22 protein-coding genes and 3 tRNA genes are annotated in these 23,350 nt (G+C 72.2%); 9 read left to right on the top strand and 16 right to left on the bottom strand.

What is annotated here, in order from left to right:
* Positions 1-13 precede the first annotated feature (13 nt).
* Together ACZ6JE_RS06270 and ACZ6JE_RS06265 are read right to left on the bottom strand one after the other, a co-directional pair.
* Positions 14-505 (bottom strand): NfeD family protein, encoded by a 492-nt coding sequence (locus ACZ6JE_RS06270; protein ID WP_192061156.1) that lies wholly within the window; start codon positions 503-505, stop codon positions 14-16.
* Positions 506-601: 96 nt separating this feature from the next.
* Positions 602-1,627 (bottom strand): 6-phosphofructokinase, encoded by a 1,026-nt coding sequence (locus ACZ6JE_RS06265; protein ID WP_192061155.1) that lies wholly within the window; start codon positions 1,625-1,627, stop codon positions 602-604.
* A 77-nt stretch (positions 1,628-1,704) separates the two neighbouring features.
* On the opposite strand from ACZ6JE_RS06265, the gene ACZ6JE_RS06260 reads away from it, so the two are divergent.
* Complete coding sequence (locus ACZ6JE_RS06260; protein WP_464318475.1) at positions 1,705-2,313, top strand: hypothetical protein; 609 nt, start codon at positions 1,705-1,707, stop codon at positions 2,311-2,313.
* Between the two features lie 93 nt (positions 2,314-2,406).
* On the opposite strand, the gene ACZ6JE_RS06255 is transcribed toward ACZ6JE_RS06260, so the two are convergent.
* Together ACZ6JE_RS06255 and trhO are read right to left on the bottom strand one after the other, a co-directional pair.
* Positions 2,407-2,892, bottom strand: coding sequence for a pyridoxamine 5'-phosphate oxidase family protein (locus ACZ6JE_RS06255; RefSeq protein WP_192061153.1), 486 nt, complete (start codon positions 2,890-2,892; stop codon positions 2,407-2,409).
* The gene (gene trhO, locus ACZ6JE_RS06250) at positions 2,889-3,782 is read right to left on the bottom strand and encodes an oxygen-dependent tRNA uridine(34) hydroxylase TrhO (RefSeq protein WP_320477674.1); all 894 of its coding nucleotides are present in this window, start codon (positions 3,780-3,782) and stop codon (positions 2,889-2,891) included. Before trhO ends, ACZ6JE_RS06255 begins: the two co-directional genes overlap by 4 nt.
* Positions 3,783-3,892: 110 nt before the next feature.
* Between trhO and ACZ6JE_RS06245 the strand changes: the two genes are divergently transcribed.
* Positions 3,893-4,579, top strand: coding sequence for a GntR family transcriptional regulator (locus ACZ6JE_RS06245; RefSeq protein ID WP_464318474.1), 687 nt, complete (start codon positions 3,893-3,895; stop codon positions 4,577-4,579).
* 12 nt (positions 4,580-4,591) lie between these two features.
* On the opposite strand, the gene ACZ6JE_RS06240 is transcribed toward ACZ6JE_RS06245, so the two are convergent.
* From ACZ6JE_RS06240 to ACZ6JE_RS06220, 5 genes are all read right to left on the bottom strand, one after another.
* Positions 4,592-5,260 (bottom strand): sugar transferase, encoded by a 669-nt coding sequence (locus tag ACZ6JE_RS06240; RefSeq protein WP_371740765.1) that lies wholly within the window; start codon positions 5,258-5,260, stop codon positions 4,592-4,594.
* The gene (locus tag ACZ6JE_RS06235) at positions 5,257-5,943 is read right to left on the bottom strand and encodes a GntR family transcriptional regulator (protein WP_197982001.1); all 687 of its coding nucleotides are present in this window, start codon (positions 5,941-5,943) and stop codon (positions 5,257-5,259) included. Before ACZ6JE_RS06235 ends, ACZ6JE_RS06240 begins: the two co-directional genes overlap by 4 nt.
* Positions 5,944-6,059: 116 nt before the next feature.
* Positions 6,060-7,337 (bottom strand): Na+/H+ antiporter NhaA, encoded by a 1,278-nt coding sequence (gene nhaA / locus ACZ6JE_RS06230; protein WP_464318473.1) that lies wholly within the window; start codon positions 7,335-7,337, stop codon positions 6,060-6,062.
* 66 nt (positions 7,338-7,403) lie between these two features.
* Positions 7,404-7,574, bottom strand: a complete 171-nt coding sequence (locus tag ACZ6JE_RS06225) for a hypothetical protein (protein ID WP_192061149.1) — start codon at positions 7,572-7,574, stop codon at positions 7,404-7,406.
* A 40-nt stretch (positions 7,575-7,614) separates the two neighbouring features.
* Positions 7,615-8,406 carry an NAD-dependent epimerase/dehydratase family protein gene (locus tag ACZ6JE_RS06220; RefSeq protein WP_464318472.1) on the bottom strand — a complete coding sequence of 264 codons (792 nt, stop codon included), beginning with the start codon at positions 8,404-8,406 and terminating at the stop codon, positions 7,615-7,617.
* 168 nt (positions 8,407-8,574) lie between these two features.
* On the opposite strand from ACZ6JE_RS06220, the gene ACZ6JE_RS06215 reads away from it, so the two are divergent.
* Positions 8,575-9,522 carry a DNA-3-methyladenine glycosylase family protein gene (locus tag ACZ6JE_RS06215; protein ID WP_464318471.1) on the top strand — a complete coding sequence of 316 codons (948 nt, stop codon included), beginning with the start codon at positions 8,575-8,577 and terminating at the stop codon, positions 9,520-9,522.
* Between the two features lie 43 nt (positions 9,523-9,565).
* Here ACZ6JE_RS06215 and ACZ6JE_RS06210 read toward each other — a convergent pair whose 3' ends face one another.
* Positions 9,566-10,051 carry a MarR family winged helix-turn-helix transcriptional regulator gene (locus tag ACZ6JE_RS06210; RefSeq protein ID WP_464318470.1) on the bottom strand — a complete coding sequence of 162 codons (486 nt, stop codon included), beginning with the start codon at positions 10,049-10,051 and terminating at the stop codon, positions 9,566-9,568.
* A 41-nt stretch (positions 10,052-10,092) separates the two neighbouring features.
* On the opposite strand from ACZ6JE_RS06210, the gene ACZ6JE_RS06205 reads away from it, so the two are divergent.
* Positions 10,093-13,641 carry a proline dehydrogenase family protein gene (locus ACZ6JE_RS06205; protein WP_464318469.1) on the top strand — a complete coding sequence of 1,183 codons (3,549 nt, stop codon included), beginning with the start codon at positions 10,093-10,095 and terminating at the stop codon, positions 13,639-13,641.
* Between the two features lie 250 nt (positions 13,642-13,891).
* Here the strand turns inward: ACZ6JE_RS06205 and ACZ6JE_RS06200 are convergent, their stop codons facing one another.
* Positions 13,892-14,329, bottom strand: coding sequence for an Lrp/AsnC family transcriptional regulator (locus ACZ6JE_RS06200; RefSeq protein WP_192061143.1), 438 nt, complete (start codon positions 14,327-14,329; stop codon positions 13,892-13,894).
* A gap of 124 nt (positions 14,330-14,453) precedes the next feature.
* On the opposite strand from ACZ6JE_RS06200, the gene ddaH reads away from it, so the two are divergent.
* A complete protein-coding gene (gene ddaH, locus ACZ6JE_RS06195) occupies positions 14,454-15,308 on the top strand; it encodes a dimethylargininase (protein WP_464318488.1) in 855 nt (284 codons plus the stop codon).
* Between the two features lie 37 nt (positions 15,309-15,345).
* Here the strand turns inward: ddaH and ACZ6JE_RS06190 are convergent, their stop codons facing one another.
* The 4 genes from ACZ6JE_RS06190 to ACZ6JE_RS06175 all read right to left on the bottom strand — a co-directional run bounded on the left by ACZ6JE_RS06190 (position 15,346) and on the right by ACZ6JE_RS06175 (position 17,373).
* Positions 15,346-16,869: a glycosyltransferase family 39 protein gene (locus ACZ6JE_RS06190; RefSeq protein ID WP_464318468.1), complete on the bottom strand. Its 1,524-nt coding sequence runs from the start codon at positions 16,867-16,869 to the stop codon at positions 15,346-15,348.
* A gap of 154 nt (positions 16,870-17,023) precedes the next feature.
* A tRNA-Phe gene (locus ACZ6JE_RS06185) sits at positions 17,024-17,096 on the bottom strand.
* Positions 17,097-17,174: 78 nt separating this feature from the next.
* Positions 17,175-17,251, bottom strand: a tRNA-Asp gene (locus ACZ6JE_RS06180).
* A gap of 49 nt (positions 17,252-17,300) precedes the next feature.
* Positions 17,301-17,373, bottom strand: a tRNA-Glu gene (locus tag ACZ6JE_RS06175).
* A gap of 234 nt (positions 17,374-17,607) precedes the next feature.
* On the opposite strand from ACZ6JE_RS06175, the gene ACZ6JE_RS06170 reads away from it, so the two are divergent.
* On the top strand, positions 17,608-18,912 hold the full coding sequence (locus ACZ6JE_RS06170) for a peptidoglycan DD-metalloendopeptidase family protein (protein WP_464318467.1): 1,305 nt from the start codon (positions 17,608-17,610) through the stop codon (positions 18,910-18,912).
* Positions 18,913-18,982: 70 nt separating this feature from the next.
* Here the strand turns inward: ACZ6JE_RS06170 and ppa are convergent, their stop codons facing one another.
* Positions 18,983-19,474, bottom strand: coding sequence for an inorganic diphosphatase (gene ppa / locus ACZ6JE_RS06165; protein ID WP_146854258.1), 492 nt, complete (start codon positions 19,472-19,474; stop codon positions 18,983-18,985).
* Positions 19,475-19,542: 68 nt separating this feature from the next.
* Between ppa and tilS the strand changes: the two genes are divergently transcribed.
* The 3 genes from tilS to ftsH all read left to right on the top strand — a co-directional run bounded on the left by tilS (position 19,543) and on the right by ftsH (position 23,302).
* Complete coding sequence (tilS, locus tag ACZ6JE_RS06160) at positions 19,543-20,550, top strand: tRNA lysidine(34) synthetase TilS (protein ID WP_464318466.1); 1,008 nt, start codon at positions 19,543-19,545, stop codon at positions 20,548-20,550.
* Between the two features lie 50 nt (positions 20,551-20,600).
* On the top strand, positions 20,601-21,152 hold the full coding sequence (hpt, locus tag ACZ6JE_RS06155) for a hypoxanthine phosphoribosyltransferase (RefSeq protein WP_192061730.1): 552 nt from the start codon (positions 20,601-20,603) through the stop codon (positions 21,150-21,152).
* 152 nt (positions 21,153-21,304) lie between these two features.
* A complete protein-coding gene (gene ftsH / locus ACZ6JE_RS06150; protein WP_243215841.1) occupies positions 21,305-23,302 on the top strand; it encodes an ATP-dependent zinc metalloprotease FtsH in 1,998 nt (665 codons plus the stop codon).
* Positions 23,303-23,350 lie beyond the last annotated feature (48 nt).

Genomic DNA, 23,350 nt, shown 5'->3' with positions numbered 1-23,350 from the left:
GGGCCGGGGGAGCCTAGGAGGCGCGGGTCGGCTCGGAGTCGTCGCGCACGACCTCGACGCGCGGCCCGGACTCGGCCACCACGCGGATGCGGGTGCCGCGCTCGATGCGCACGTCGCTGACGGCGAGACGCCGCTCGAGTTCGCGGACGCCGTCGAGCCGGACCTCGCCGCCGGTCGGCGTGATGGTCTCGGTGGCGGTGCCGACGAAGCCGACGGGCGACCAGTGGCCGCCGGTCTCGCGTCTGGTCACGCGGCGGATGACGATCTGGATCAGCACGAGGGCGACGAGCGCCATCGCGACGGCGATCGCGTACGTCCACCCCGGGGGCAGACCGCTCTGCAGCGTGACGATGCCGGCCAGGCCGAAGATGGCGAGCGCCGCGCCGACGGCGACGCCCGAGACGAGGCCGTCGCCGATGTCGAAGACGTCGAGCAGATCACCCACGACGATGCTGACCAGGAGGACGACGAGCCCCACCGACCCGACGACGATGAACGTGACCATGCATCGAGACTGTCAGATGACGACGCCTCGCGCCTCGCCTGCACGGGGGAATGTGGACGGATCCGTCCGTGTGGAGGCGACCCGCGCCTCCTCGGCTCAGCCGAAGAGGATCGCGGCCTCGTCGTAACGGTGCTGCGGCACGGTCTTCAGGCTGTCGAGCGCCTCCTCGAACGAGACGTGCACGATGTCGGTGCCGCGCAGGGCGACCATGCGACCCCAGCGCCCCTCCTGCACGGCGTCGCTCGCCGCGAGACCGAGACGCGTCGCGAGCACCCGGTCGTACGACGTCGGGGTGCCGCCGCGCTGGATGTGCCCCAGCGTCGTCGCGCGGGTCTCGATGCCGGTGCGCTCCTCGATGATGGGGGCGAGGCGCTCGCCGATGCCGCCGAGACGAGGGCGGCCGAAGGCGTCGAGACCGCGCTCGGAGTGCACGTCGGTGCCCTGGTCGGGCACGAAGCCCTCGGCGACGACCACCAGCGGTGCGCGCCCGCGGTCGTAGGCGGACTTCACCCACGCGACGATCTGGTCCATGCTCGTCGCCTGCTCGGGGATGAGGATCGCGTGCGCACCCGACGCCATGCCCGAGTGCAGCGCGATCCAGCCGACGTGGCGGCCCATGACCTCGGCCACCATGCAGCGGCTGTGCGACTCGCCCGTGGTGCGGAGGCGGTCCATCGCGTCGGTCGCGATCTGCACGGCCGTGTCGAAGCCGAAGGTGTAGTCGGTGGCGCCGAGGTCGTTGTCGACCGTCTTCGGCACGCCGACGATCTTGAGGCCGGCGTCGGTCAGGCGCTTGGCGGCCGCGAGGGTGCCCTCGCCGCCGATCGCGATCATGGCGTCGATGCCGTGGCGCTCCATGTTCTCGGTGATGCGCGCCACGCCGCCGTCGCCCTCGAAGGGGTTCGTGCGGCTCGTGCCGAGGATCGTGCCGCCCTGCTTCGCGATGCCCTGGATGTCCTTGCGGACGAGAGGCACGATGTCGGCGTCGACCACCCCCCGCCAGCCGTCGCGGAACCCGACGAACTCCTGCCCGTGGATCTGCGTGCCCTTGAGGACGGCTCCGCGGATGACGGCGTTGAGTCCAGGGCAGTCGCCGCCGCTGGTGAGGATTCCGATTCTCATCGTGATGCTCCATCGCAAGGTCGGGCCCGGCCCGGAGGGCCGAGGTCGATCCCATCATGGCGTACTACCGTGGACGCATGACCGACCAGTCCACGCCGCGACCCCCGTCGCCGTGGGCGCGCTTCACCCGACCCGCACCCGGTGAGGATCGCTCGATCCCCCTCGCCGCGCCTCCTCGGCCGGTGAACACCCTGCCGGAGGCACGGGTCGCGTCGACCGCGACGGTCGCCCCGCAGACCTGGTCGCCCGAAGCGCCCGAGCGCACGCCGTCCGGTCAAGGCGCAGCCGGGTCCGCTGCGGAGGGCACGCGCGCACCCGAGCACCGTGCCCACGACGCCGACTTCGACTCGTACTTCGCACCCGCCGACGACGACGTGTGGGACGCTCCGCGGCCGCGGCACGACGACCCGGGGCACGGCCTGGCCGTCGCGTCGGTCGTCTTCGGCGTCTTCTTCGCGCCGCTCGGCATCGTGCTCGGGCTGGTCGCCGCCCACCGCTCGTCGCGCGCCGGCTTCTCTCGTCGGCTGGCCCTGATCGGCGTCGCGATCGGAGGCGTCGTGCTGATCGCGAGCATCGTCTACGGGGTCAGCGCCCTCGACTACCTGGCGCGCCTGTCGGCGACCTGCGCCCAGCTCGGCTCGGGCGAGTACGTCGACCCGGCCGGGCGCGAGGTCACCTGCGGCTGAGCCGCTCGCAGCCGGGACGCGCGCGACCGAGCCGCGCGCAGCCGGGCCGCCCGCAGCCGGGCCGCGCCCCGAGTCGGGCGCAGCCCAGACGCCTCAGAGGCGGACGGTGCCCGTGTCGGCGATGTTCTCGGGGTGACCGCCGGTGATCGCGGCCTTCGCGTACTTCAGCATCGTGATGGCCTTGGGCTCGTTGCTCACCCAGTACTCGGCCGTCTCGACGTCGACCTCGAGCAGCGCGACGGTCGGGTCGTCTCGACCCTGGTCGAACCAGGCCTCGGCCGCGGTGGTCCACAGCTCGTCGATGATCTCGGCGTCCTTGACGACTGTCGCCTTGCCCGAGAGCGACAGGTAGCCCTTGCCGGTCTCGACCGCGACGTTGACCTGCGGGTGCGCGCGCACGTCGTCCGTCTTGGGCGACGGGTCGGGCGTGAAGAAGTAGACCTTGCCGTCGAACTCGCGGTCGACGATGGCCAGGGGTCGACTGACCAGGTGCTGGCTGCTGCCCTGGGTCGTGAGGATGCCGATGCGGCCCTTGTCGAGCACCTCGGAGATGCGCTTGATGTCGTTCGTGTCCGTCATGGCTGCGACGGTACGCCGGAGGCGCGGTGCGGGTCACAGTGAACCGCGCCTCCTCGTCCGCAGGCGTCGCAGACCACCAGCTGCTCGCGGCACTGCACGTCGCTGCAGTTCTGCATCCGCTTCGTGGCGTCGCCGCAGCGCACGCAGCGGCCCAGCACCGCGGTGTGGTCGGAGAAGTCGACCGAGCCGCGTCCGTCGAAGACGTAGAGCGAGCCGTCCCAGACGCCGTCGTCGCCGAAGCGCTCGCCGTAGCGGACCACCCCGCCCTCCAGCTGGTACACGCGGGAGAACCCGCGGCTCGTCATCAACGAGCTGAGCACCTCGCAGCGGACCCCGCCGGTGCAGTACGTGACGATCGGCTCGTCCTTCAGGTGGTCGTAGCGCCCGCTCTCGATCTCGGCGACGAACTCGCGCGTCGTGGCGACGTCGGGCACGACCGCGTCGCGGAACCGCCCGATGCGCGACTCGAACTCGTTGCGGCCGTCGAAGAAGGTCACCTGCTCGCGGTCCATCAGATCGTGCAGGTCGTCGGGGCTGAGGCGGGTGCCGCCGCCGACGACGCCCTGCTCGTCGACGCGCAGCTCGTCGGGGGCGCCGAAGGTGACGATCTCGTCGCGGACCTTGACCGACAGCTTGGGGAAGTCGTGACCGGTGCCCTCGCTCCACTTCGCGTCGACGCCCGCGAAGGGGGCGTACTCGCGCGTGGTCCGCAGGTACCGCTTGACGTCGGCGAGCTCGCCGCCGACCGTCGCGTTGATGCCGTGCGGCGAGAGCACGATGCGGCCGGTCAGGTCGAGCGAGCGGCAGAGCTCGCGCTGCCAGAGGCGGATGGCCTCGGGGTCGGCGAGCGGGGTGAAGACGTAGAACAGCAGGATCTTGGGGACGGCCACCGGAAGAGTGTAGCCATCGGTCGTCAGAAGCTGGATGATAAATGCACTATTCTGGGATGTGGCACGACAGGTCGACCGGTCGGTGCCCCCACCCACCACGAGGAGGATCGATGCCCATCCCGACGACCCCGTCGCCCACCCTCTGCCGGCGCCTCCACCGCGATGAGGTCTTCGAGCTCGTCCTCGAGGCGATCGTGTCGGGGCAGCTCGGCGAGGGCGAGCGCCTGCACGACACCGATCTCGAAGACTGGCTCGGCGTCTCGCGCACACCCATCCGCATGGCGCTCGCCCGCCTGGAAGACCTCTCTCTCGTCGAGACGGTGCCCAAGCGGTACACGCGGGTCAGCACCGCGCGCCCGTGGCTCGTGCGGCCTCTGCTGTCGACGCTCTGCTCGCTCGCCGATCTCGCGCTCGCCGAGGCGATCGCCGACGACGCCGCCCGGGTCGCGGTGGCGACGGCGCTCGACGGCCCGCTGCCGGTGGACGAGGAGGCGCGGGTCGCGTCGCCGACCGCGCCCCCGGTCATCGAGGCGCTCGTCTCCGCCGCCGAGGCGATGGCCACCGCGTCGTCGAACCGGCGGCTCGCTCAGCTGATGGGCCATTTCGGCCCCACGGTGCTGTTCCACGCCCGCTTCATCGGCGACGATCTCGACGAGGCGGGGCTGTCGGCGGCGCTGGCGGCCCTCCGCGCCGCCGTGGCCCGTGCCGACCTCGGCGCCTCGCGCGTCGCCCTCGCCGAGATCGCGTCGGCGCCGGTGCTGCTCTCGGTCGTGCGTGCCGGCAGCGCGGCGGCGTGACCGCCGGTGGTGTCAGTAGGCGCCGACGGGGCGGATGACCGCACGGACCGTCCGCGCCAGGACGACGGCGTCCGTCGCCGGAGTCCAGTCGTGCACGTACGAGAGATCGAGGTCGAGCCCGTCGTCCCATGGGAGGTCGGAGCGGCCGCCGACCTGCCACGGGCCGGTCAGACCGGGCAGCACGAGCAGCCTCTGACGCGCCCGGTCGCAGTAATGGTCGACCTCGCGGAAGAGCGCGGGTCGGGGCCCGACGAGGCTCATGTCGCCTCGGAGGATGTTCCAGAGCTGGGGCAGCTCGTCGATCGAGTAGAGGCGCAGCACGCGACCCACCCGGGTGATGCGCGGGTCGTCGCGCAGTTTGAAGAGCGGGCCGCCGGCCTCGTTGCGCGCGACGAGATCGGCGAGGCGGGTCTCGGCGTCGACGTGCATGGTGCGGAACTTCAGCATCGTGAACGCCTCGCCGTCGAGCCCGGCGCGCACCTGCCGGTAGAGGACGGGGCCGCGACTGTCGAGTCGCACGGCGAGGGCCGTGACGAGAGCCAGGGGCAGCAGGGCGACGATGAGCAGGGCGGCCACCACGACGTCGACGACGCGCTTCGTCACCCGGTGGGGTCGGCGTCGGACGGGCGGCAGCTCGACGCGGATGCTCTCGGCGTGCGGGCGGAGGGGCGTCGACGTCACCGGGTCACCCGCCGGGTCTCGGGCAGGGGCGGGATGTCGTCGAGCCCGGCGACCACGGGCCCGAGGGCGTCGCGACCGAGCAGCCCCGTGAGAGCGTCGCCCGCCTCGACCCACCGGCGATCGACGAGCGTCGCGACGAACGCGTCGAACGACGGGCGCAGAGCAGGGTGGTGCAGATCGATCGACACGTGGCGGGAGAGGAACGCCGCGCGGTGGTCGAGGGGCTCGGCGGCCTTGCGGGTTAGGGGGTTCTCGGCACGGTCGACGAAGACCGTCGTCTCTCGGACGACGTCGGCGCAGGTGGCGCCGTCGGCCGTCATCGCCTCGACGACGCGGTCGGCGATCTCCGCCGTCTCGTCGGTCGGGGCGTGCGCCGCCGAGCGGATGGCGTCGCCGTGCAGGATGCCGATCAGCTCGAACGTGTCGAGCAGATCGGCGACCGTCACCGACGAGATCCGGGTGTACCGGTTGGCCTCGATGTCGACGAGGCCCTGCGTCGCGAGACGCGCCAGCGCCTCCTTGACGGGTGTCTTCGAGACGCCGAGCCACGCGGCGATGTCGTCTTCGAACAGGCGCTCGCCCGGGTGCAGCGTGCCGTCGAGAATGGCGTCGAGCACCGATTCGAACGTCAGGTCACGCAGCAGTCGCCGGGGGCGACGTGTGGAGCGGTCGGGAACTGGCATGCTGCCTCCAAGGTCGGAAGCAAAACATATCATCTGTCATTCTTTTAAGCCAGACCCGATATGCCGGTGTCGGCGGACCGCGCCGGCCGAGGGGGCTCGGCGGGGTCCGCCCGGCCTCAGCCGGGCTGCCGGGCGTGCCAGCGGCCGCGCACGACGAGGATGCCCGCGCCGATCAGCGCGGCCACCAGAGAGCCCACCAGCACGCCGACCTTCACCACGTCGTCCTGCGCGCTGCCGGTGCCGTAGGCGAGCTCGCCGACGAGGAGCGACACCGTGAACCCGATCCCGGCGACGAACGACAGCCCCAGCACGTCGGGCCAGCGGAGGCTCGGGTCGAGCCGGATGCCCGGCAGGCGCGTCACGAGGAGCGACGCGCCGGTGATCCCGATCGACTTGCCGACGACCAGGGCGACGATGATCCCGAGGGCGACGCTGTCCGTCAGCGACTCGGTGAGGCCGCTGACGCCGCCCACCGAGACCCCGGCCGAGAAGAACGCGAAGATCGGCACGGCCAGACCCGACGAGATCGGGCTCCAGCGCTCGGCGAAGTGGTGCGTCAGCGGGTGGCGCTCCTCTCGGCCGTCGGCGGTGACGTGCGTGACGCCGGCCCGCTTCGTCGCGATCGCGGGCACCAGGAGGCCCAGGACGACACCGGCGATGGTGGCGTGCACACCCGAGGCGTGCACGAGGGCCCACGCGGTGACGCCGAGGGGGATCAGCAGCCACCACGAGCGCACCCCGCGGCGCACGAGCACCGCGAACGCGATCAGCGGCAGGACCGCGAGCAGGAGCGGGACGAAGGCGATGCCGGCCGTGTAGAACACGGCGATGATCGTGATCGCGATGAGGTCGTCGACGACGGCGAGCGTGAGGAGGAACGTCCGCAGAGCGGGTGGGAGGTTCTTGCCGACGACGGCGATCACCGCGACGGCGAAGGCGATGTCGGTCGCCGCCGGGATGGCCCAGCCCTGCAGGGCGTCCGGCCCGGCGTTCAGGTTGATCAGCGTGAAGATGACGGCGGGCAGGATGACGCCGCCGACGGCCGCCGCGATGGGGAGGGCGGCGACCTTCGGGTCGCGGAGCGAACCCGCCACGAACTCCTGCTTGAGCTCGAGGCCGACGACGAAGAAGAAGATCGCCAGCAGGCCGTCAGCGGCCCAGGTGCCCACGCTGAGGTTCAGGTGGAGCGCCTCGGGGCCGAAGCGGAGGTCCCGGACCTCCGAGTAGAAGCCGCCGGCCGGGCTGTTGGCCATGACGAGTGCGAGCACGGTGGCCACGAGCAGCAGCAGCCCGCCCGTGGTGTCGCGGCTGACGAAGCGCGAGATGCGCTGCGCGCGGGATGCGCCTCCCGGGGCCTGCTGGGGGGAGGGGTGGGTGGACGGAGCGTCGGACATGCGTGACCTCGGGGTCGGTGGAGCGAGAACGGGATGCGTGTCACCCGGCCTGGAGGTCGGGCGGTCTCAGCGCCGTGGCGGCGGGCAGCCGGCTATCTCGCCGTGGGCGTTGCTGCCCCACAGGCTCATCCACCCGTTCGTGCCGCACGTGCGCTTCGTCAGCACGCGGGCCTTCGGGAACGACTGCGCACGGACCGTCACGCGACGTCGCACGTGTCGGATCCGGGCGTGGCTCATGGGCTCCAGGGTACTTCGTCCGGCACGTTGCTCGCCTGAGCTACCGGCGCATCCTGTCCGTCGAGAACTCCGGGGTCGCGAAGTCGCCGCCCTGGGGCACGCTCGGGTCGATCGGCGCGACGGGGCCACGCTGCCCCGCGTCGTCGAGGGGCGCGAAGCCCACGGCGGCGCCGGCGTCGAGGCTCCACCAGCGCTCGGCATTGGCCGACACCGCGTAGAACACCGCGGTGTGCTCCGCCGTGGTCATCGCGGCGACGAACGCGCGCAGCCCGTCGGCCGGGCTGAGCCAGGTGCGCTGCGTGCGCGGGGAGTCGGGCTGCTCTTCGTAGGTGCCGATCCGCACGGAGATCGTGCTGAGACCGAACTTGTCGGCGTACAACCGGCACAGGGCCTCGCCCGCCACCTTCGAGACGCCGTAGAAGCCGTCGGGTCGCGGCGGCATCGAGGGATCGACGAGGGTGCCGGCGGGGTAGGACCCCGTCAGACGGTTGCTGCTCGCGTAGACCACACGCGGAACCCCGGCCCGCCGCGCGGCCTCGAGCACGTGATACGTGCCCACGATGTTGACGTCGGCCAGGTCGTGGAAGTCGGCCTCGTCGGGGATGCCCCCGAGGTGGATGACCCCGTCGGCCCCCGCGAACGACTCGACCAGCGCCTCCAGATCGGCCAGCTCGGCGATCACGACGCGGTCGCGCGCCCCGACCGGCGCCGTCGGCGCGTGATCGGTCGAGACGAGCTCGACCCCCTGCTCGTGGAGCGCGACCCGGAGGGCGGAGCCGATCGTGCCCGCCGCGCCCGTGATCACCCAGCGACTGCCTGCGATGTCCGTCATGATCGGATGCTATTGCCCGCCGGTGTCATCCCGTCGGCCCGGGTCCTGTCGACGAGGCTCGTCGGGCGAATCGAGGGTCAGCCGCAGCACGCCGGCGACGCCGACCGTCAAATGCCTCTTTGGGGGTCGGTCGATCCCGGTGTCGGGGGCGGCGTCTACCATCGCCGCATGCCCGATCCCGCCCTGACGCCCGACGAGGCCGGGGCTCCGATCGAGACGACGTACCGTCCGAGCGAGCACGTCGACGTGCGGGCGACGCTCCGACCGCTGTCACGCGGTTCGGGCGACCCCGCGTTCCGGGTGGTCGGCGGCGCCCTGTGGCGTGCCGTGCGGGCGCCGACCGGCCCCGCGACGCTCCGCCTCGAGTCGACGACCGACGGCATCCGCGCCCACGCCTGGGGCCCGGGCGCCGACTGGGTCGTCGAGGCCGTCCCCGAGATGCTCGGTCGCGGAGACGACTGGTCGGGTCTCGACGTCGCCGACAACGCGTTCCTGCGCGATGCCCGCCACCGCCTCCCCGGCCTCCGCCTGACGCGCACCAACCAGGTCGTGCAGATGCTCGTACCCGCCGTGCTCGAGCAGAAGGTGACGAGTCGCGAGGCCTGGCGGGCCTGGCGCGACCTCGTGCGGCGACACGGCGAGCCGGCGCCCGGGCCCGCGCCCGACGGGCTCGTCGTGCCGCCCGACGCCGCGGGGTGGCGGCGGATCCCGAGCTGGGAGTGGCACCGCGCCGGGGTGGGCCCCCAGCGATCCGACACCGTGATGCGGGTCTGCGCCGTCGCGGCGTCGCTCGAGAGGACGCTGGCGCTCGGTCGCGGCGGACCGGAGGTCGAGAGGCGACTGCGATCCATCCCCGGCATCGGCGTGTGGACGGCCGCCGAGACGATGCAGCGTGCCCACGGCGACGCCGACAGCCCGAGCGTCGGCGACTACCACCTCCCGGCCCTCGTCGGCTGGGCCCTGATCGGGCGACCGGTCGACGACGACGGCATGCTCGAGCTGCTCGAACCGTGGCGCGGTCACCGCGAGCGGGTCATGCGGCTCATCTCGGCCAGCGGGTTCTCGAAGCCGAAGTTCGGCCCGCGGATGACCATCCAGGACCACCGGTTCCACTGACGCCCCGACAGGCGCGCGGAGCCGGGCGCGCGGAGGCGGCGGCTCAGGCCGCCGGGCGGCCCGTCGGCGCGTCGGGCGACGCGTCGCCGCCGATCGCGTCGAGCACCCGATGGGAGAACGAGTGCAGCGCCGCCGCATCCGAGCCGAGGGCCGCGACGAAGTACTCGGCGATGGCGGCGGTGTGACCGCGGGTCGCCGTCAGCATGGCCCGGCGGCCGTCGGCGGTGAGCTCGACCCAGGTGCCCCGGCCGTCCGTCGAGCAGTCCGAGCGGCGCACGAGGTCGCGTCGCTCCATCCGCGTGACCTGATGGCTGACCCGGCTCTTCTCCCAGCCGATCTGCTCGGCGATGTCACGGACCCGGAGGCGCCGGTCGGCACTGCGACCGAGCCCCACCAGGATCTCGTACTCGGCCGCCGACACGCCCGACTGCGTGTGCAGTCGGAGCTCGAGCGCGCGATCGAGACGTCGGCGCATGGCGTAGAACGCATCCCAGACGGCCCACTCGTCGTCGGTCAGTTCGTGGGCCATTCGCCCAGTGTAGAGACGGTGGTCCGGCATATCCTCGGGCCATGTCCGATGTGAACGCCGCCGACCTCACGCAGCAGACCGTCGAGACCGCCGGTCGGTGGCGCCGGGCCGCGAGAGACGCCCCGGCCGAGGCGTCGGCGACCCGTCTCGCCCGCGTCGTCCGAGACGCCGAGGGCCTCGAGTTCACGGCCGCGTTCGTCGACGGCGTCGTGCTCGTCGACGACCACGCCGTCGCGGCGCGTCGTCTCGACCAGCTCAGCCGGGCGATGCCCGACTCCCTGCCCTGGCACCTGCGGGCCGCCGTCTCGACCGGGGGCGGGTTCGGCCCCCTGGCGCCGCGCGCCGTGATGCCCGTCGCCCGCCGGGCGTTCCGGCGCCTGGTCGAGCACCTCGTCGTCGACGAGAGCCCCGACAAGCTCGGCGCGCACCTGTCCGCCCTCGCGTCCGGCGGCTCGCGGACGAACCTCGCCCCGCTCGGCGAGCCCGTCATCGGCCCGGCCGGGGCCGACCGCCGCCTCGCGCGGCTGCACGACCTGGTCGCGCGCGACGACGTGCACCACGTGTCGGTCTCGCTGCGCGACGTCGGCGGCCCCTTCGGCCCGTGGGCCCTCGACGAGACCGCCTCGGCCCTGGTCGCCCGGCTGACCCCGGTGTACGAGCTCGCGCTCGCCGGCCGGGCGCCGACGCTGATCGACCTCGACATGGGGCGGCGCGGCGAACTCGACCTGACCGTCGACGTCTTCACGCGCCTCCTCGACCAGCCCTCGCTGAGGCGCCTCGAGGCCGGGATCGCGCTGCAGGCCTACCTGCCCGACGCCCTGGCGACGCTCGAGCTGCTCACCGACTGGGCGCGGCAGCGGGTCGCCGACGGCGGGGCCCCGATCCGCATCCGACTCGTCAAGGGCGCGAACCTCGCCGCCGAGGCCGTCGACGCGTCCCGTCACGCGCGGCCCGCGCCGACCCTGCCCACGAAGGCCGCGACCGACGCGTCGTACCGGCGTCTGCTCGCCCACGCCCTGCGTCCTGAGAACGCCGCGGTGGCGCACGTCGGCGTCGCGACGCACAGCCTGCTCGACCTCGCCCACGCCTGGACCCTCGCGCAGCGGCACGACGTCGTGCCCCACGTCGTCTTCGAGGCCGTGCACGGGCTGGCGCCGGCGCAGACCCGCGCGGTCGCCGCCGAGGTCGGCGGCATGGCGATGTACACGCCCGTCGCACCGCCGGAGGAGTTCGACGCCGCGATCGGCGGGCTGGTGAGGGGGCTCATCGGCGGCCCCGTCGGCGTCGACCCGGCCGACGGGCCCGGGTTCGAGCGCGAGGTCGCCGCCTACCGTCGGTCGGTCGCGCCCGCGCCCGCTGCCGGCGTCGAAGCCGCGGCGGGGGCCGAGGGCGCGCCCGGCGGCGACACCGCGGCGGGTGGGCCCGCTGATCCGACCTCCGGCGTCGAGTCGGGCACCGGGTTCGTCAACACCCCCGACGCCGACCCGGCGCTCGACCTCGCCCGGGCATGGGGCCGGCGCATCCTCGTCGCCGCGCAGACGTCCGAGCTCGGTCTCGCGCAGATCGACGGCGCCCGGGTGCCCGATCACAGTCGGCTCGAGGAGACCGTCGCCCGCACCGTCCAGGCCGGAGTCGCCTGGGGTCGCCGCGACCACGCCGAACGCGCCGCCCTGCTCGACGCCGTCGCCGCCCGGCTCGACTCCCACCGGGCCCGCCTGATCGAGGTCCTGATCAGCGAGACGGGTGCGACGCTCAGCGAGGCGGCCCTCGACGTCGGCGCGGCGGTCGACGCCGCCCGGTGGCACGCGGTTCTCGCCCGCGGTCTGGGCGACGTCCGCGGGGCCCGCTACGCGCCTCCTCGGCTCACCGTCGTCGTGCCGACGGCCGACTCCGCCGTCTCGACCCTGGTCGGCTCGGTGTCCGCGGCGCTCGCGGCGGGCAGCGGCGTCGTCGTGCGCCCCGCGTCCGAGGCATGCCGCACCGCCTCGGTGGTCGCCGACCTGCTCCGCTCGGCCGGCGTGCCCGCCGAACTCGTCGCGACGGCGATCGTCGACGACCTCGGGCTGGCGCACGATCTGCTCGTGCACCCGGCCGTCGACCGCGTCGTGCTGCACGGCCCGTTCGAGACCGCGGCGGGCGTCCGCTCGTTCCGGGGCGACCGCGAGCTCTGGGCCGAGACGCCCGGGCTCAACTCCGTCGTCGTCGCCGAGACCGCCGACCTCGACCGAGCGGCCGTCGACGTCGTGGCCGGCGCGTTCGCCCACGCCGGTCAGGCGCCCTGGGCCGCCCGGCTCGTGGTCGTCGTGGGGTCGAGGTCGCGGGCCGCGGGCTTCCGTCGTCGTCTGGTCGACGCCGTCGCCGCGCTGCGGGTCGGCCGGCCGGACGCCGCCACCACCGACGTCGGGCCGCTGATCGCTCCCGCCGAGGGGCCGCTGCTCGCCGCCCTCACCGAGCTCGACCCCGGAGAATCCTGGCTCGTCGCGCCCGAACGACTCGACGACGACGGCGTGCTCTGGCGGCCTGGCATCCGAGACGGCGTGCGCCCGGGCGGCGCCTTCACCCGCCCCATGCCGGGCGGGCCCGTGCTCGGACTCGTGCACGTCGACACCTTCGCCGAGGCGGTCGACCTCCAGGGGGCGCTCGAGCGCTCGTCGACGGCCGGGTTGCATTCGCTCGACGTCGACGAGGTCGAGCAGTGGCTCGAGGCCCTCGACGTCGGCTCGCTCGTGGTCAACCGCGCCGTCGCCGCACCCCGGGCGGGTCGGAGCCCCTCGGGCGGGCGCCGTCGCGCGTCGGTCGGGCGGACCACCGCCGCAGGAGGCGCGCACACCGTCATCGCGCAGGGCGCCTGGTCGAGAGCGGCCCGGTCGCTCGAGAAGTCGTTGCAGCTCGACGGCGTCTCCGAGCCGGTTGTCCGCCTGATCGAGGCCGCCCGTGCGAACCTCTCGTTCGACGAGTTCGACCGCATCCGCGCGGCGGCCCGCAGCGACGAACGCGCCTGGCGAGACGTCTTCGGCGCCTCGCGGGCCCTCGGCGGCCTCGAGGTCGAGCGCACGGTGCTGCGTCACCGCCCCGCGTCGGTCGTGCTGCGGCTCGCGTCGGGCGGCGACCCCGTCGACCTCGTCCGTCTCATCGCCGCAGCCACCCGGGCGGGGGCGCGCATCGACCTCAGCACCGCTCTGCCGCTGCCCGCGGCGCTCCACCTGCTGATCACGTCTCCGCAGTCGCCCGTCGAGGTGGGGGCGGTGATCGTCGAGAGCGACGAGGCCTTCTTCGACCGTGCGGCCGTCGGGTCGCTGCAGCAGATCGACGACGTCGACGACCCCGCGATCGAGCTCGGCATGACGCCCTCCGCCGCCCAGCGCCGTCGTGTGGCCGACTACCGCGGGCTGCGCATCCGCCTCGTCGGCCGGGGGCGGACGGAGCTCTCGTCCGCCGTCGGGCACAGCGCCGACGTCGCGATCTGGACGGGCGAGGTCACCGACGAGGGCCGGGTCGAGCTGCTCCCCTTCGTGCACGAGCAGACGGTCACGGTCGCGGCCCACCGCGATGGGCGACCTGAGGCGGCCCTCCGCGACCTGCGGCTCTGACGCGGGTGCGGGTGCGGGCGCCGGGCGGGCCTGCGCTCGAGCCCGCGCCCGCGCCCGCGCGCTAGCCCGCGCCCCGCCGCCCCCGCTCCCGCGCCCGAGTGGTCAGAAGATGTCCTTGGTGGCCTCGCGAAGGACATCTTCTGACCACTCGACGCGTTGCGCGGCGCGAGGCCGGGCTCGGTGGTCAGTAAACGTCTTTCCTGGCCTCGTGAAGGGCGCTTTCTGCCCACGGACCCGGCGCCCGACGCGCTCAGGCGGGGTGGCGGCTTATCAGCTTCGACAGGACGATCGCGCTGCGGGTGTGATCGACGTTCGGGGCGTTGCGGACGCGTTCGAGCGCCTCCTCCAGCGACGGGATGTCGCGGCTGCGCATGTGCACGATGGCGTCGGCGCTGCCCGTGACGGTGCCGGCGTCGACCACCTCGGGCACCGTGCTGAGGATCCGCTGCAGCTCCTGCGGCGACACCGTGCCCCGGCAGAACAGCTCGACGTACGCCTCGGTGCCCAGGCCGTCCACAGTCGGGTCGACCTGCACCGTGAACCCCTTGATGACGCCGTCCGCGACGAGGCGGTCGACACGTCGCTTCACCGCCGAGGCGCTCAGCCCCACCGACGCCCCGATGTCGCCGTAGCCGGCGCGGGCGTTCTGGCGCAGCAGGTCGATGATGCCGAAGTCGAGATTGTCCACCCCGAGACCCTACGGCAACTAGTTGCGTGATCCAGGCCCATAACGCACATTCGTTGCGTCGCAGCCCGGCCTCCTGCGCCCGGTGCGTGTGACACTGGCATCCGTGAGCATCACGAGCGACTCCGTGGACACCGCCGGAGACCCCCAGCCCCCGATCATCCGTCGAGCCACCCCGCGCACGGTGCTGATGTGCCGACCCGACCACTTCACCGTGAGCTACAAGATCAACCCCTGGATGGACCCCGCGGCGCCCACCGACACCGCCAAGGCGGTGGCCCAGTGGCAGGTGCTCTACGACACCTACGTCGGCCTCGGTCACGACGTGCACCTGATCGACCCGATCGACGGCCTGCCCGACATGGTCTACGCGGCGAACGGCGGCTTCGTCGTCGACGGCAAGGCCTACGGCGCCCTCTTCACCTACCCCGAGCGCCAGCCCGAGGGCCCCGCCTACATGGACTGGTTCCGTAAGGCCGGCTTCGACGTCGCCGTGCCCGACGAGATCAACGAGGGCGAGGGCGACCTGCTCCTCGTCGGCGACGTCGTGCTGGCCGGCACCGGGTTCCGCACATCGACCCGCTCGCACGACGAGGTCGCGCGGGTCTTCGGTCGCGAGGTCGTCGGGCTCACCCTCGTGAACCCCGCGTTCTACCACCTCGACACGGCCATCGCGGTGCTCGACCCCGAGCCCGTCGAGGGCGGCCAGAACATCGCCTACCTCGAGAGCGCCTTCGACGCGGCCTCGCTCGAGGTGCTGCGCGAGCGGTTCCCGGATGCGATCCTCGTCGACGAGGACGACGCCGCCATCCTGGGGCTCAACTCGTACAGCGACGGCTACAACGTCGTCATCGCCGCCCGGGCGACGGGCTTCGAGCGTCAGCTGCGCGAGCGGGGTTACAACCCGATCGGCGTCGACCTCTCCGAGCTGCTGCTGGGCGGCGGCGGGGTGAAGTGCTGCACCCTCGATCTGCGACGCTGACGGTCGACCCGACCCGCGCCTCCTCGGCGGTCGCCGCTCAGCCGCGACCGTCGGGGCGGACGAACAGGTAGACGACGCTGCGACCCGTGCGGTGCTCTTGCGCGAGGTCGTAGCCGAAGCCGCCGAGGGTGTTCAGGTCGGGGTCGTCGAGCGCATCGATCTGCAGCCGCCCGATCCACAGGCGGTCGACGTCGGTGAGGCGCTCCTGCAGCTCGGCGCGCTGCGTCTCGTCGTCGAGGCCGAGGGTCACGTCGGTGAAGCGGCCCTCGGCGGCGCCCGACCGGACGAACGCGACGTCGTCGAGCCCATCGAACCGGTCGGGGTACGCGTAGAACGCCTGGCGGGGCCGGGTCGACACCGTGCCCGAGGCGTCGAGCACGAACGCGTCGCCGGGCCGGGCCTGCTGCTCGATGTAGCCCGCGATCTGACGCAGGTCGGCCGCACCGCCCTTGCCCGTCGGCTGCCGCTGCAGCACCCAGGTCGGGGCGGAGGCGACGACGAGCAGGGCGATCAGCGCGATGCTGACCCACCGGCGCCGGAACCCCGTGATCGCCACGCTCAGCAGCAGGCACATGCCCGGCGCCGCGAACACGACGAGGCGCGCCTGGAAGACCGGTTCGAGCGCGAGACCGGCGATTAGCAGCAGACCCACCGGCAGCACGACCCAGAGGGCCCCGAGCAGCACGACGCTGCCCGGGGTCCGTGCCCGGTCGCGCAACCGCGTGCCGAGCAGGATGAGCAGCACCAGGCCGATCACCGCGTACGCGATCGACGTCGCGAACCACGGCTCGACGAGCACCGTCCACCACGTGATGTCGGCCCCGGTCGAGGGGTCGTCCGAACCGAGCAGTCGGCTGCGCTCGCTCAGCACCGTGCCGATCATCGGCGCCGTCGCCAGCAGCGCGGCCGCGGTCGAGAGCGACCAGCCGAGGAGGCGGTGGCGGGCTCCCCGACGTCGGCGCTGAGCCGGTGCCAACGCGAGGAACACGCCGTGCACCACGACCATCAGGGCGAGCGGGACGAACGTCGCGATGGACGCGGCGAGACCCGCGCCGTACGCGAGCCACCACCACCAGCTCTGACGCCGCGACGCGACGAGCACCAGCACGGTGACCCAGACGGCGAGGGCGGCGGTGAGGGCGTACGGCCGGGCCTCGATGGCCTCGAGCGTGAGGCGCGGCAGCACCGCGTAGACGACGGCGGCGAGCACGGCCGTCATGCGGCTGGTCAGCATGCGGACCAGCACGAGCACGCCCGCGGCCCCGAGACCGGTGAACAGCACCCCCGGGAGGCGCGTGGCGAACTCGCTCTCGCCCATCACGCCGATCCAGGCGTGCATCATCAGGTAGTAGACGCTGTGCACCGCGTCGCGCTGACCCAGGAACGCGATCAGGTCGGGCAGCGGCATGCGGGCGGCGATCAGGGTGGTCGCCTCGTCGCTCCAGTACGAGGGGATCCAGCTGCCGACACCGGCGACCACGAACGCCAGGAGACCGGCCAGCAGCGGGTCGAGCCAGCGGTGGCGCGGATGCGCGACGCCGGGGTCGTGGCCGATGCTCACGCGACCTCGCAGCGGCCGGCGCGACGACCGCGCCCGAGGACCGGCAGTGATCCGTGACCCGGCAGTGATCCGATACCCGGCAGTGATCCGATACCCGGCAGCGACCCGAACCCCGGCTTAAAGACGACAGGCCCCGCCGAGACGGGACCTTGAGTGGCTGGACACGGCATCGATCCGTGGACCTTTCGATTTTCAGTCGAACGCTCTACCAACTGAGCTACCCAGCCGTGGGGGCCTGATCGAACAGATGCTTCGACTCTCTGGCCCACCGGGAGGGACTGGCCCTCCAGACGAGAAACTCGCCTTGGCGACCCTGACCGGACTTGAACCGGCGACCTCCGCCGTGACAGGGCGGCGCGCTAACCAACTGCGCTACAGGGCCAAACAATTGCTACTTATACTAACCGGACTCTGGATCGTTGCCGAACCAGTGACCCCAACGGGATTCGAACCCGTGCTGCCGCCGTGAAAGGGCGGTGTCCTAGGCCACTAAACGATGGGGCCGTGTGTTCCGAAGAGCACAGAGCAACCGAGAGACGAGCATACGGACCAGGCGGCGTTAATGCAAAACGTGGTCGGTGATCGCCCGTGCGCGGCCGGCGGCTGCCATCACCGACCGCGACGTCGCTCCGGCGTGTCACCCCCCGGACGGGTCGGGCGCCGTTAGTTTCGACCTGCGCTTGAAGGTCTGAGGGGCCGCAGGCGGCGTCACCCCGTTCTCGAACGAATCGATCCTGCATGAGTCTCTTCCGCCTCCTCGGCCGCTCCGGTGCGTCGCGCCCCGCTGCCTCGACCCGTCGCCGTCGTCGGGCGACCGCCGTGGTCGTCGCCCTCGCTCTGGTCGCGGGCGTGGGCGTCGGCGTGACGGGCGGTCCCGTCGACTCCGCTCAGGCGGCGAGCTACCCGTCGTGGTCGGACGTGGAGAAGGCGCGCGGCGACGAGGCCGCGAAGGTCGCCGAGATCAAGCGGCTCGAGGAGATCCTCGACCAGATGACGAAGGACCTCGACCGGAAGAACGCCGACGCGAAGAAGAAGGGCGACATCCTGCAGAAGGCGCAGACCGCCTTCGACGAAGCGCAGTTCAAGACGCAGCAGCTGCGCGATCAGGCCGACTCGGCGGCGACCGTGGCCGCCGCCAGCGAGGAGCGCGCGGGGCAGCTCGCCGCGCAGCTCGGCCGCTCGGGCGGCAACGGCAACGACATGACCGGCACCCTGATCGCCGACCCGGGCGACGCGGGCGAGCTGCTCTACAAGCTCGGCGCGATGACCAAGCTGACCGAGCAGGCCGACGGCATCTACTCGCAGGCCACACAGGATCGCAACACGGCGCAGTCGCTGACCGACCAGGCCGCAGTGGCCGAGGAGGCGCTGGGCGAGTTGGCCGCGAAGGCGCAGGCCGCGCTCGAGGTCGCCAACGAGGCGGCCCGGGCCGCCGCCGACTCGCTCGCCGAGCAGCAGGAGAACGGCGCCCGCCTCCAGGCGCAGCTCGTCTCGCTCAAGACGAACGCGGACACCACACAGGCCCAGTTCGAGAAGGGCGAGGCCGAGCGCAAGAAGAAGGAGGCCGAGGCTGCGGCCCGCGCCGCCCGTCTCGGCAGCCCGACCTCGGGCACCCCGGTGGGCGTCACGTCGAGCTTCGGCTGGACGCGGCCGTCGGGTGGGAACGTCGTGAGCGGCTTCGGCATGCGCGTGAACCCGGTCACCGGCGCCTACATCCTGCACGCGGGCACCGACCTGGCCGCCGCCTGCAACACCCCGATCTTCGCCGCCACGGCCGGCACCGTCGTCTACGCCGGCTGGTACGGCGGCTACGGCAACTACGTGCTGATCGACCACGGCAACGGCATCACGACGGCCTACGGACACCAGCCCGACGGCGGCATCATGGTCGGCGTCGGCCAGCGGGTCGCGCTCGGCCAGCAGATCGGGCACGTCGGCTCGACCGGCAACTCGACGGGCTGCCACCTGCACTTCGAGACCCGCATCAACGGCACGGCCGCCAACCCGGTCGCCTTCATGGCGCAGCGCGGCATCACGCTGTAGCGGGGAGACGAAAGAGAAGGGGCCCCGCGCGTGATCGCGCGGGGCCCCTTCTGCGTGCTGCGGGCGGAGGTCAGTGACCCTCGTCGGCCAGCTTCTTGATGCCGGCCTCGACGATGGCCTCGGCCTCGGCGGCGTCGCCCCAGCCCTCGGTCTTGACCCACTTGCCGGGCTCGAGGTCCTTGTAGTGCTCGAAGAAGTGCTCGATCTCCTTGCGGAGGTACTCGGGGACGTCCGAGACGTCCTGGATGTGCTCCCAGCGCGGGTCCTTCGCGGGCACCGCGATGACCTTGGCGTCGCTGCCGCCGTCGTCGGTCATGTTGAACACGCCCACGGGGCGGACCTTCACGCCCACGCCCGGGAACAGCGGGTAGTCGAGCAGCACCAGCACGTCGACGGGGTCGCCGTCGAGCCCGAGGGTGTTCTCGAAGAACCCGTAGTCGGTCGGGTAGACGAAGCCCGTGAAGAGCACGCGGTCGAGGTAGACGCGACCGGTCTCGTGGTCGACCTCGTACTTGTTGCGGCTTCCCTTGGGGATCTCGATCACGGCGTCGTACGCGGCCATGGGTGCTCCTGGTTCAGTTCGGGGGGCGTGCCGACCGGGCCGGTCGACGGCTTCGCTAACGTTACAAGATGCCCGCCGAGCACCGTCCGACCCGTCCGCGCCTGACCCCGGCCATGGCCGACGTCCGCCGGGCCGTCCGCGCCTCGCTCGAGGGGCTGCCCGCCGACTCCCTCGTGCTCGTCGCTCTCAGCGGCGGAGCCGACTCGCTCGCGCTCGCCGCCGCGACCGCCTTCGAGGCTCCCCGGGCCGGTCTCCGCGCCGGGGCCGTCGTCGTCGACCATGCGCTGCAGGCGGGCTCCGCCGAGGTCGCCACCCGCGCCTCCTCGGCTGCGATCGCGCTCGGGCTCGCCCCCGTCGAGATCCGCCGGGTCGAGGTCGGTGCCGATGGCGGGCCCGAGGCGGCGGCCAGGGAGGCGCGTTACCGGTCGCTCGACCGGGTCGCCACCGAGACCGGTGCGGTCGCCGTGCTGCTCGGCCACACGCTCGACGATCAGGCCGAGACCGTGCTGCTCGGGCTGGCGCGGGGGAGCGGCCCGGTGAGCCTCCAGGGCATGGAGCCCGTCACGGGGCGGTGGCGCCGACCGCTGCTGGGGGTGCGTCGGGAGACGACCCGCGCCTCCTGCGCCGATCTCGGGCTCGATCCGTGGGACGACCCGCACAACGACGACCCCGCCTACGCCCGCGTGCGGGTGCGGCGGTCCGTGCTGCCGGTGCTCGAGCGCGAGCTGGGGCCCGGGGTCGCCGAGGCGCTCGTCCGCACGGCCGCCCAGCTGCGGGAGGACAACGACGCGCTCGACCACTTCGCGCTCGAGCAGGCCGAAGAGGTGGCGGACCACGCCGAGGCCGGCATCTCGCTCGACGTCCGGTCGTTGGCGGCGAACCCCGCGGCGCTGCGGCAGCGGCTCATCCGACTGGCCGTCGCGAGCGAGTTCGCCGTCACGCTCAGTCGCGCGCAGACCCTCGAGGTCGCCCGGCTCGTGACCGACTGGCACGGGCAGGGCCCCGTGTCGTTGCCGGGCATTACAGTGATACGCACCGGAGGCGCGCTGCACTTCGCCGCGACCGGCGCCTCCTGAGATCCCCGCCACCACCCCCTCACACCTCACCTCTGGAGCGACAGCCCGCCATGGAACTCAGCGACATCGAGAGCGACCTCACCTCCGTCCTCTACACGGAAGAGCAGATCCACGCGAAGATCGCCGAGATCGCCCGCCGGGTCGAGGCCGACTACGCCGGGCGCGACCCGCTGCTGGTCGGGGTGCTGAAGGGCGCCGTCATGGTGATGGCCGACTTCTCGCGCGAGCTCAAGATGAGCGCCGCGATGGACTGGATGGCCGTCTCGTCGTATGGCTCGGGTACGAAGTCGTCGGGTGTCGTGCGCATCCTGAAAGACCTGGACACCGATCTGCTCGGTCGCGACGTCATCATCGTCGAGGACATCATCGACTCCGGGCTGACCCTGTCGTGGCTGCTCGAGAACCTGCGCACCCGCGGCGCCGCGTCGGTCGAGATCTTCGCCCTGCTGCGCAAGCCCGAGGCGGCGAAGGTCGACGTCGACGTCAAGTACGTCGGGTTCGAGATCCCCAACGACTTCGTGGTCGGCTACGGCCTCGACTTCGACGAGCGGTACCGCAACCTGCGCGGTGTCGGCGTGCTCGCGCCGCACGTCTACAGCTAGGCCCTCGCGGGAGGCGCGGGTCGGGCCGGCGGGCAGGGGCCGGGGCGCGCATTAGGCCCACGGCGAACACCCATGAGGCGCATAGGGCGCTCGATGTAACCTTCTGCTCATCTTCTCCCTGCAGAAAGGCGTCGGGCTCCGCCCGTACTGACATGGACTTCAAGAAACTCTTCCGCGGCCCGATCATCTACATCGTGATCGCCGTGATCGGCATCGGCATCGGGTGGAGCGTCATCAGCTCCGGGAGCACGACGCAGGTGTCGACCCAGAAGGGCCTCGCCTCGATCAGCGCCGGCGACGTCAAGTCGGCCACGATCTTCAGCAACGAGCAGCGCGTCGACCTCGTCTTGAAAGACGGCGACAAGCAGGAGCAGTTCTACTACGCGACGCCGCGTGGTGAAGAGGTCGTCACGGCCATCACCGACGCCGACCTCGAGAACTTCGACGACACCGTCACGCAGAGCAACTGGCTCGTGTCGCTGCTCGGCATCCTGCTGCCCTTCCTGATCATCGGCGTGATCTTCTGGTTCCTCCTGTCGTCCATGCAGGGAGGCGGCAGCAAGGTCATGCAGTTCGGCAAGTCGAAGGCGAAGCTGAACTCGAAAGAGACCCCGCAGGTCATGTTCACCGACGTCGCCGGCGCCGACGAGGCCATCGAGGAGCTGGAGGAGATCAAGGAGTTCCTGAAGGAGCCCGCGAAGTTCCAGGCCGTCGGGGCGCGCATCCCGAAGGGCGTGCTGCTCTACGGCCCTCCCGGCACCGGTAAGACCCTGCTCGCCCGCGCCGTCGCCGGCGAGGCCGGGGTGCCGTTCTTCTCGATCTCCGGCTCGGACTTCGTCGAGATGTTCGTCGGAGTCGGCGCCAGCCGCGTCCGCGACCTGTTCGAGCAGGCCAAGCAGAACTCGCCCGCCATCATCTTCGTCGACGAGATCGACGCCGTCGGTCGTCACCGCGGCGCCGGCGTCGGCGGCGGCAACGACGAGCGCGAGCAGACGCTCAACCAGCTGCTCGTCGAGATGGACGGCTTCGACGTCAAGACCAACGTCATCCTCATCGCGGCCACGAACCGGCCCGACGTGCTCGACCCCGCCCTGCTGCGTCCCGGTCGCTTCGACCGCCAGATCGGCGTCGACGCCCCCGGTCTCGACGGCCGCAAGCAGATCCTCGAGGTGCACGGCAAGGGCAAGCCCCTCGCCGCGTCGGTCAACCTCGAGGTGCTGGCCCGCAAGACGCCCGGCTTCACGGGTGCCGACCTGGCCAACGTTCTGAACGAGGCCGCACTGCTGACGGCGCGCTCCAACGCGCAGCTGATCGACAACCGCGCCCTCGACGAGGCCGTCGACCGCGTGATGGCCGGTCCGCAGCGCCGCAGCCGCATCATGAACGACCACGAGAAGCTCATCACCGCGTACCACGAGGGCGGTCACGCCCTCGCCGCCGCCGCGATGCGTCACACCGACCCGGTCACGAAGGTGACGATCCTGCCGCGTGGTCGTGCCCTCGGCTACACGATGGTGCTGCCCCTCGAAGACAAGTACTCGGTCACCCGCAACGAGCTGCTCGACCAGCTCACCTACGCCATGGGCGGTCGCGTCGCCGAAGAGATCGTGTTCCACGACCCGACCACCGGTGCGTCGAACGACATCGAGAAGGCGACCGGCACGGCCCGCAAGATGGTCACCGAGTACGGCATGAGCAACAAGGTCGGATCGGTCAAGCTCGGCCAGGGCTCGGGCGAGCAGTTCATGGGCCGCGACATGGGTCAGCGCGACTACTCGGAGAACATCGCCGAGACGGTCGACGCCGAGGTCCGCGTGCTGCTCGAGCAGGCGCACGATGAGGCGTGGCAGGTCATCAACGACAACCGCGACGTGCTCGACGAGCTGGCCGCCGTGCTGCTCGAGAAGGAGACCCTCGACCACGACGAGCTCGCCGAGATCTTCAAGGACGTCCGCAAGCTGCCCGAGCGCCCGCAGTGGCTCTCGAGCGACAAGCGGCCCGTCTCCGACCGACCCGCGATCCCGATGCCCACCAAGGCGCCGGTCGACGCGGCCGCGGTCGACGGCGGCGTCGGCTCCGAGCCCGAGGCCGACAGCTCGTCGAGCCGTCAGCGCCCGCCGCGCACGACGCCCGGCATCGCCACGGCGTAACCGTCGAGCGGAGCGACCGCACCGGCTCGACGCCGCCGGTGCGGTCGC

The organism is Frigoribacterium sp. AC759 (assembly GCF_979256015.1).
The sequence above is the reverse complement of the archived record's forward strand: the minus strand, read 5'-3'. Positions and strand labels throughout refer to the sequence as shown.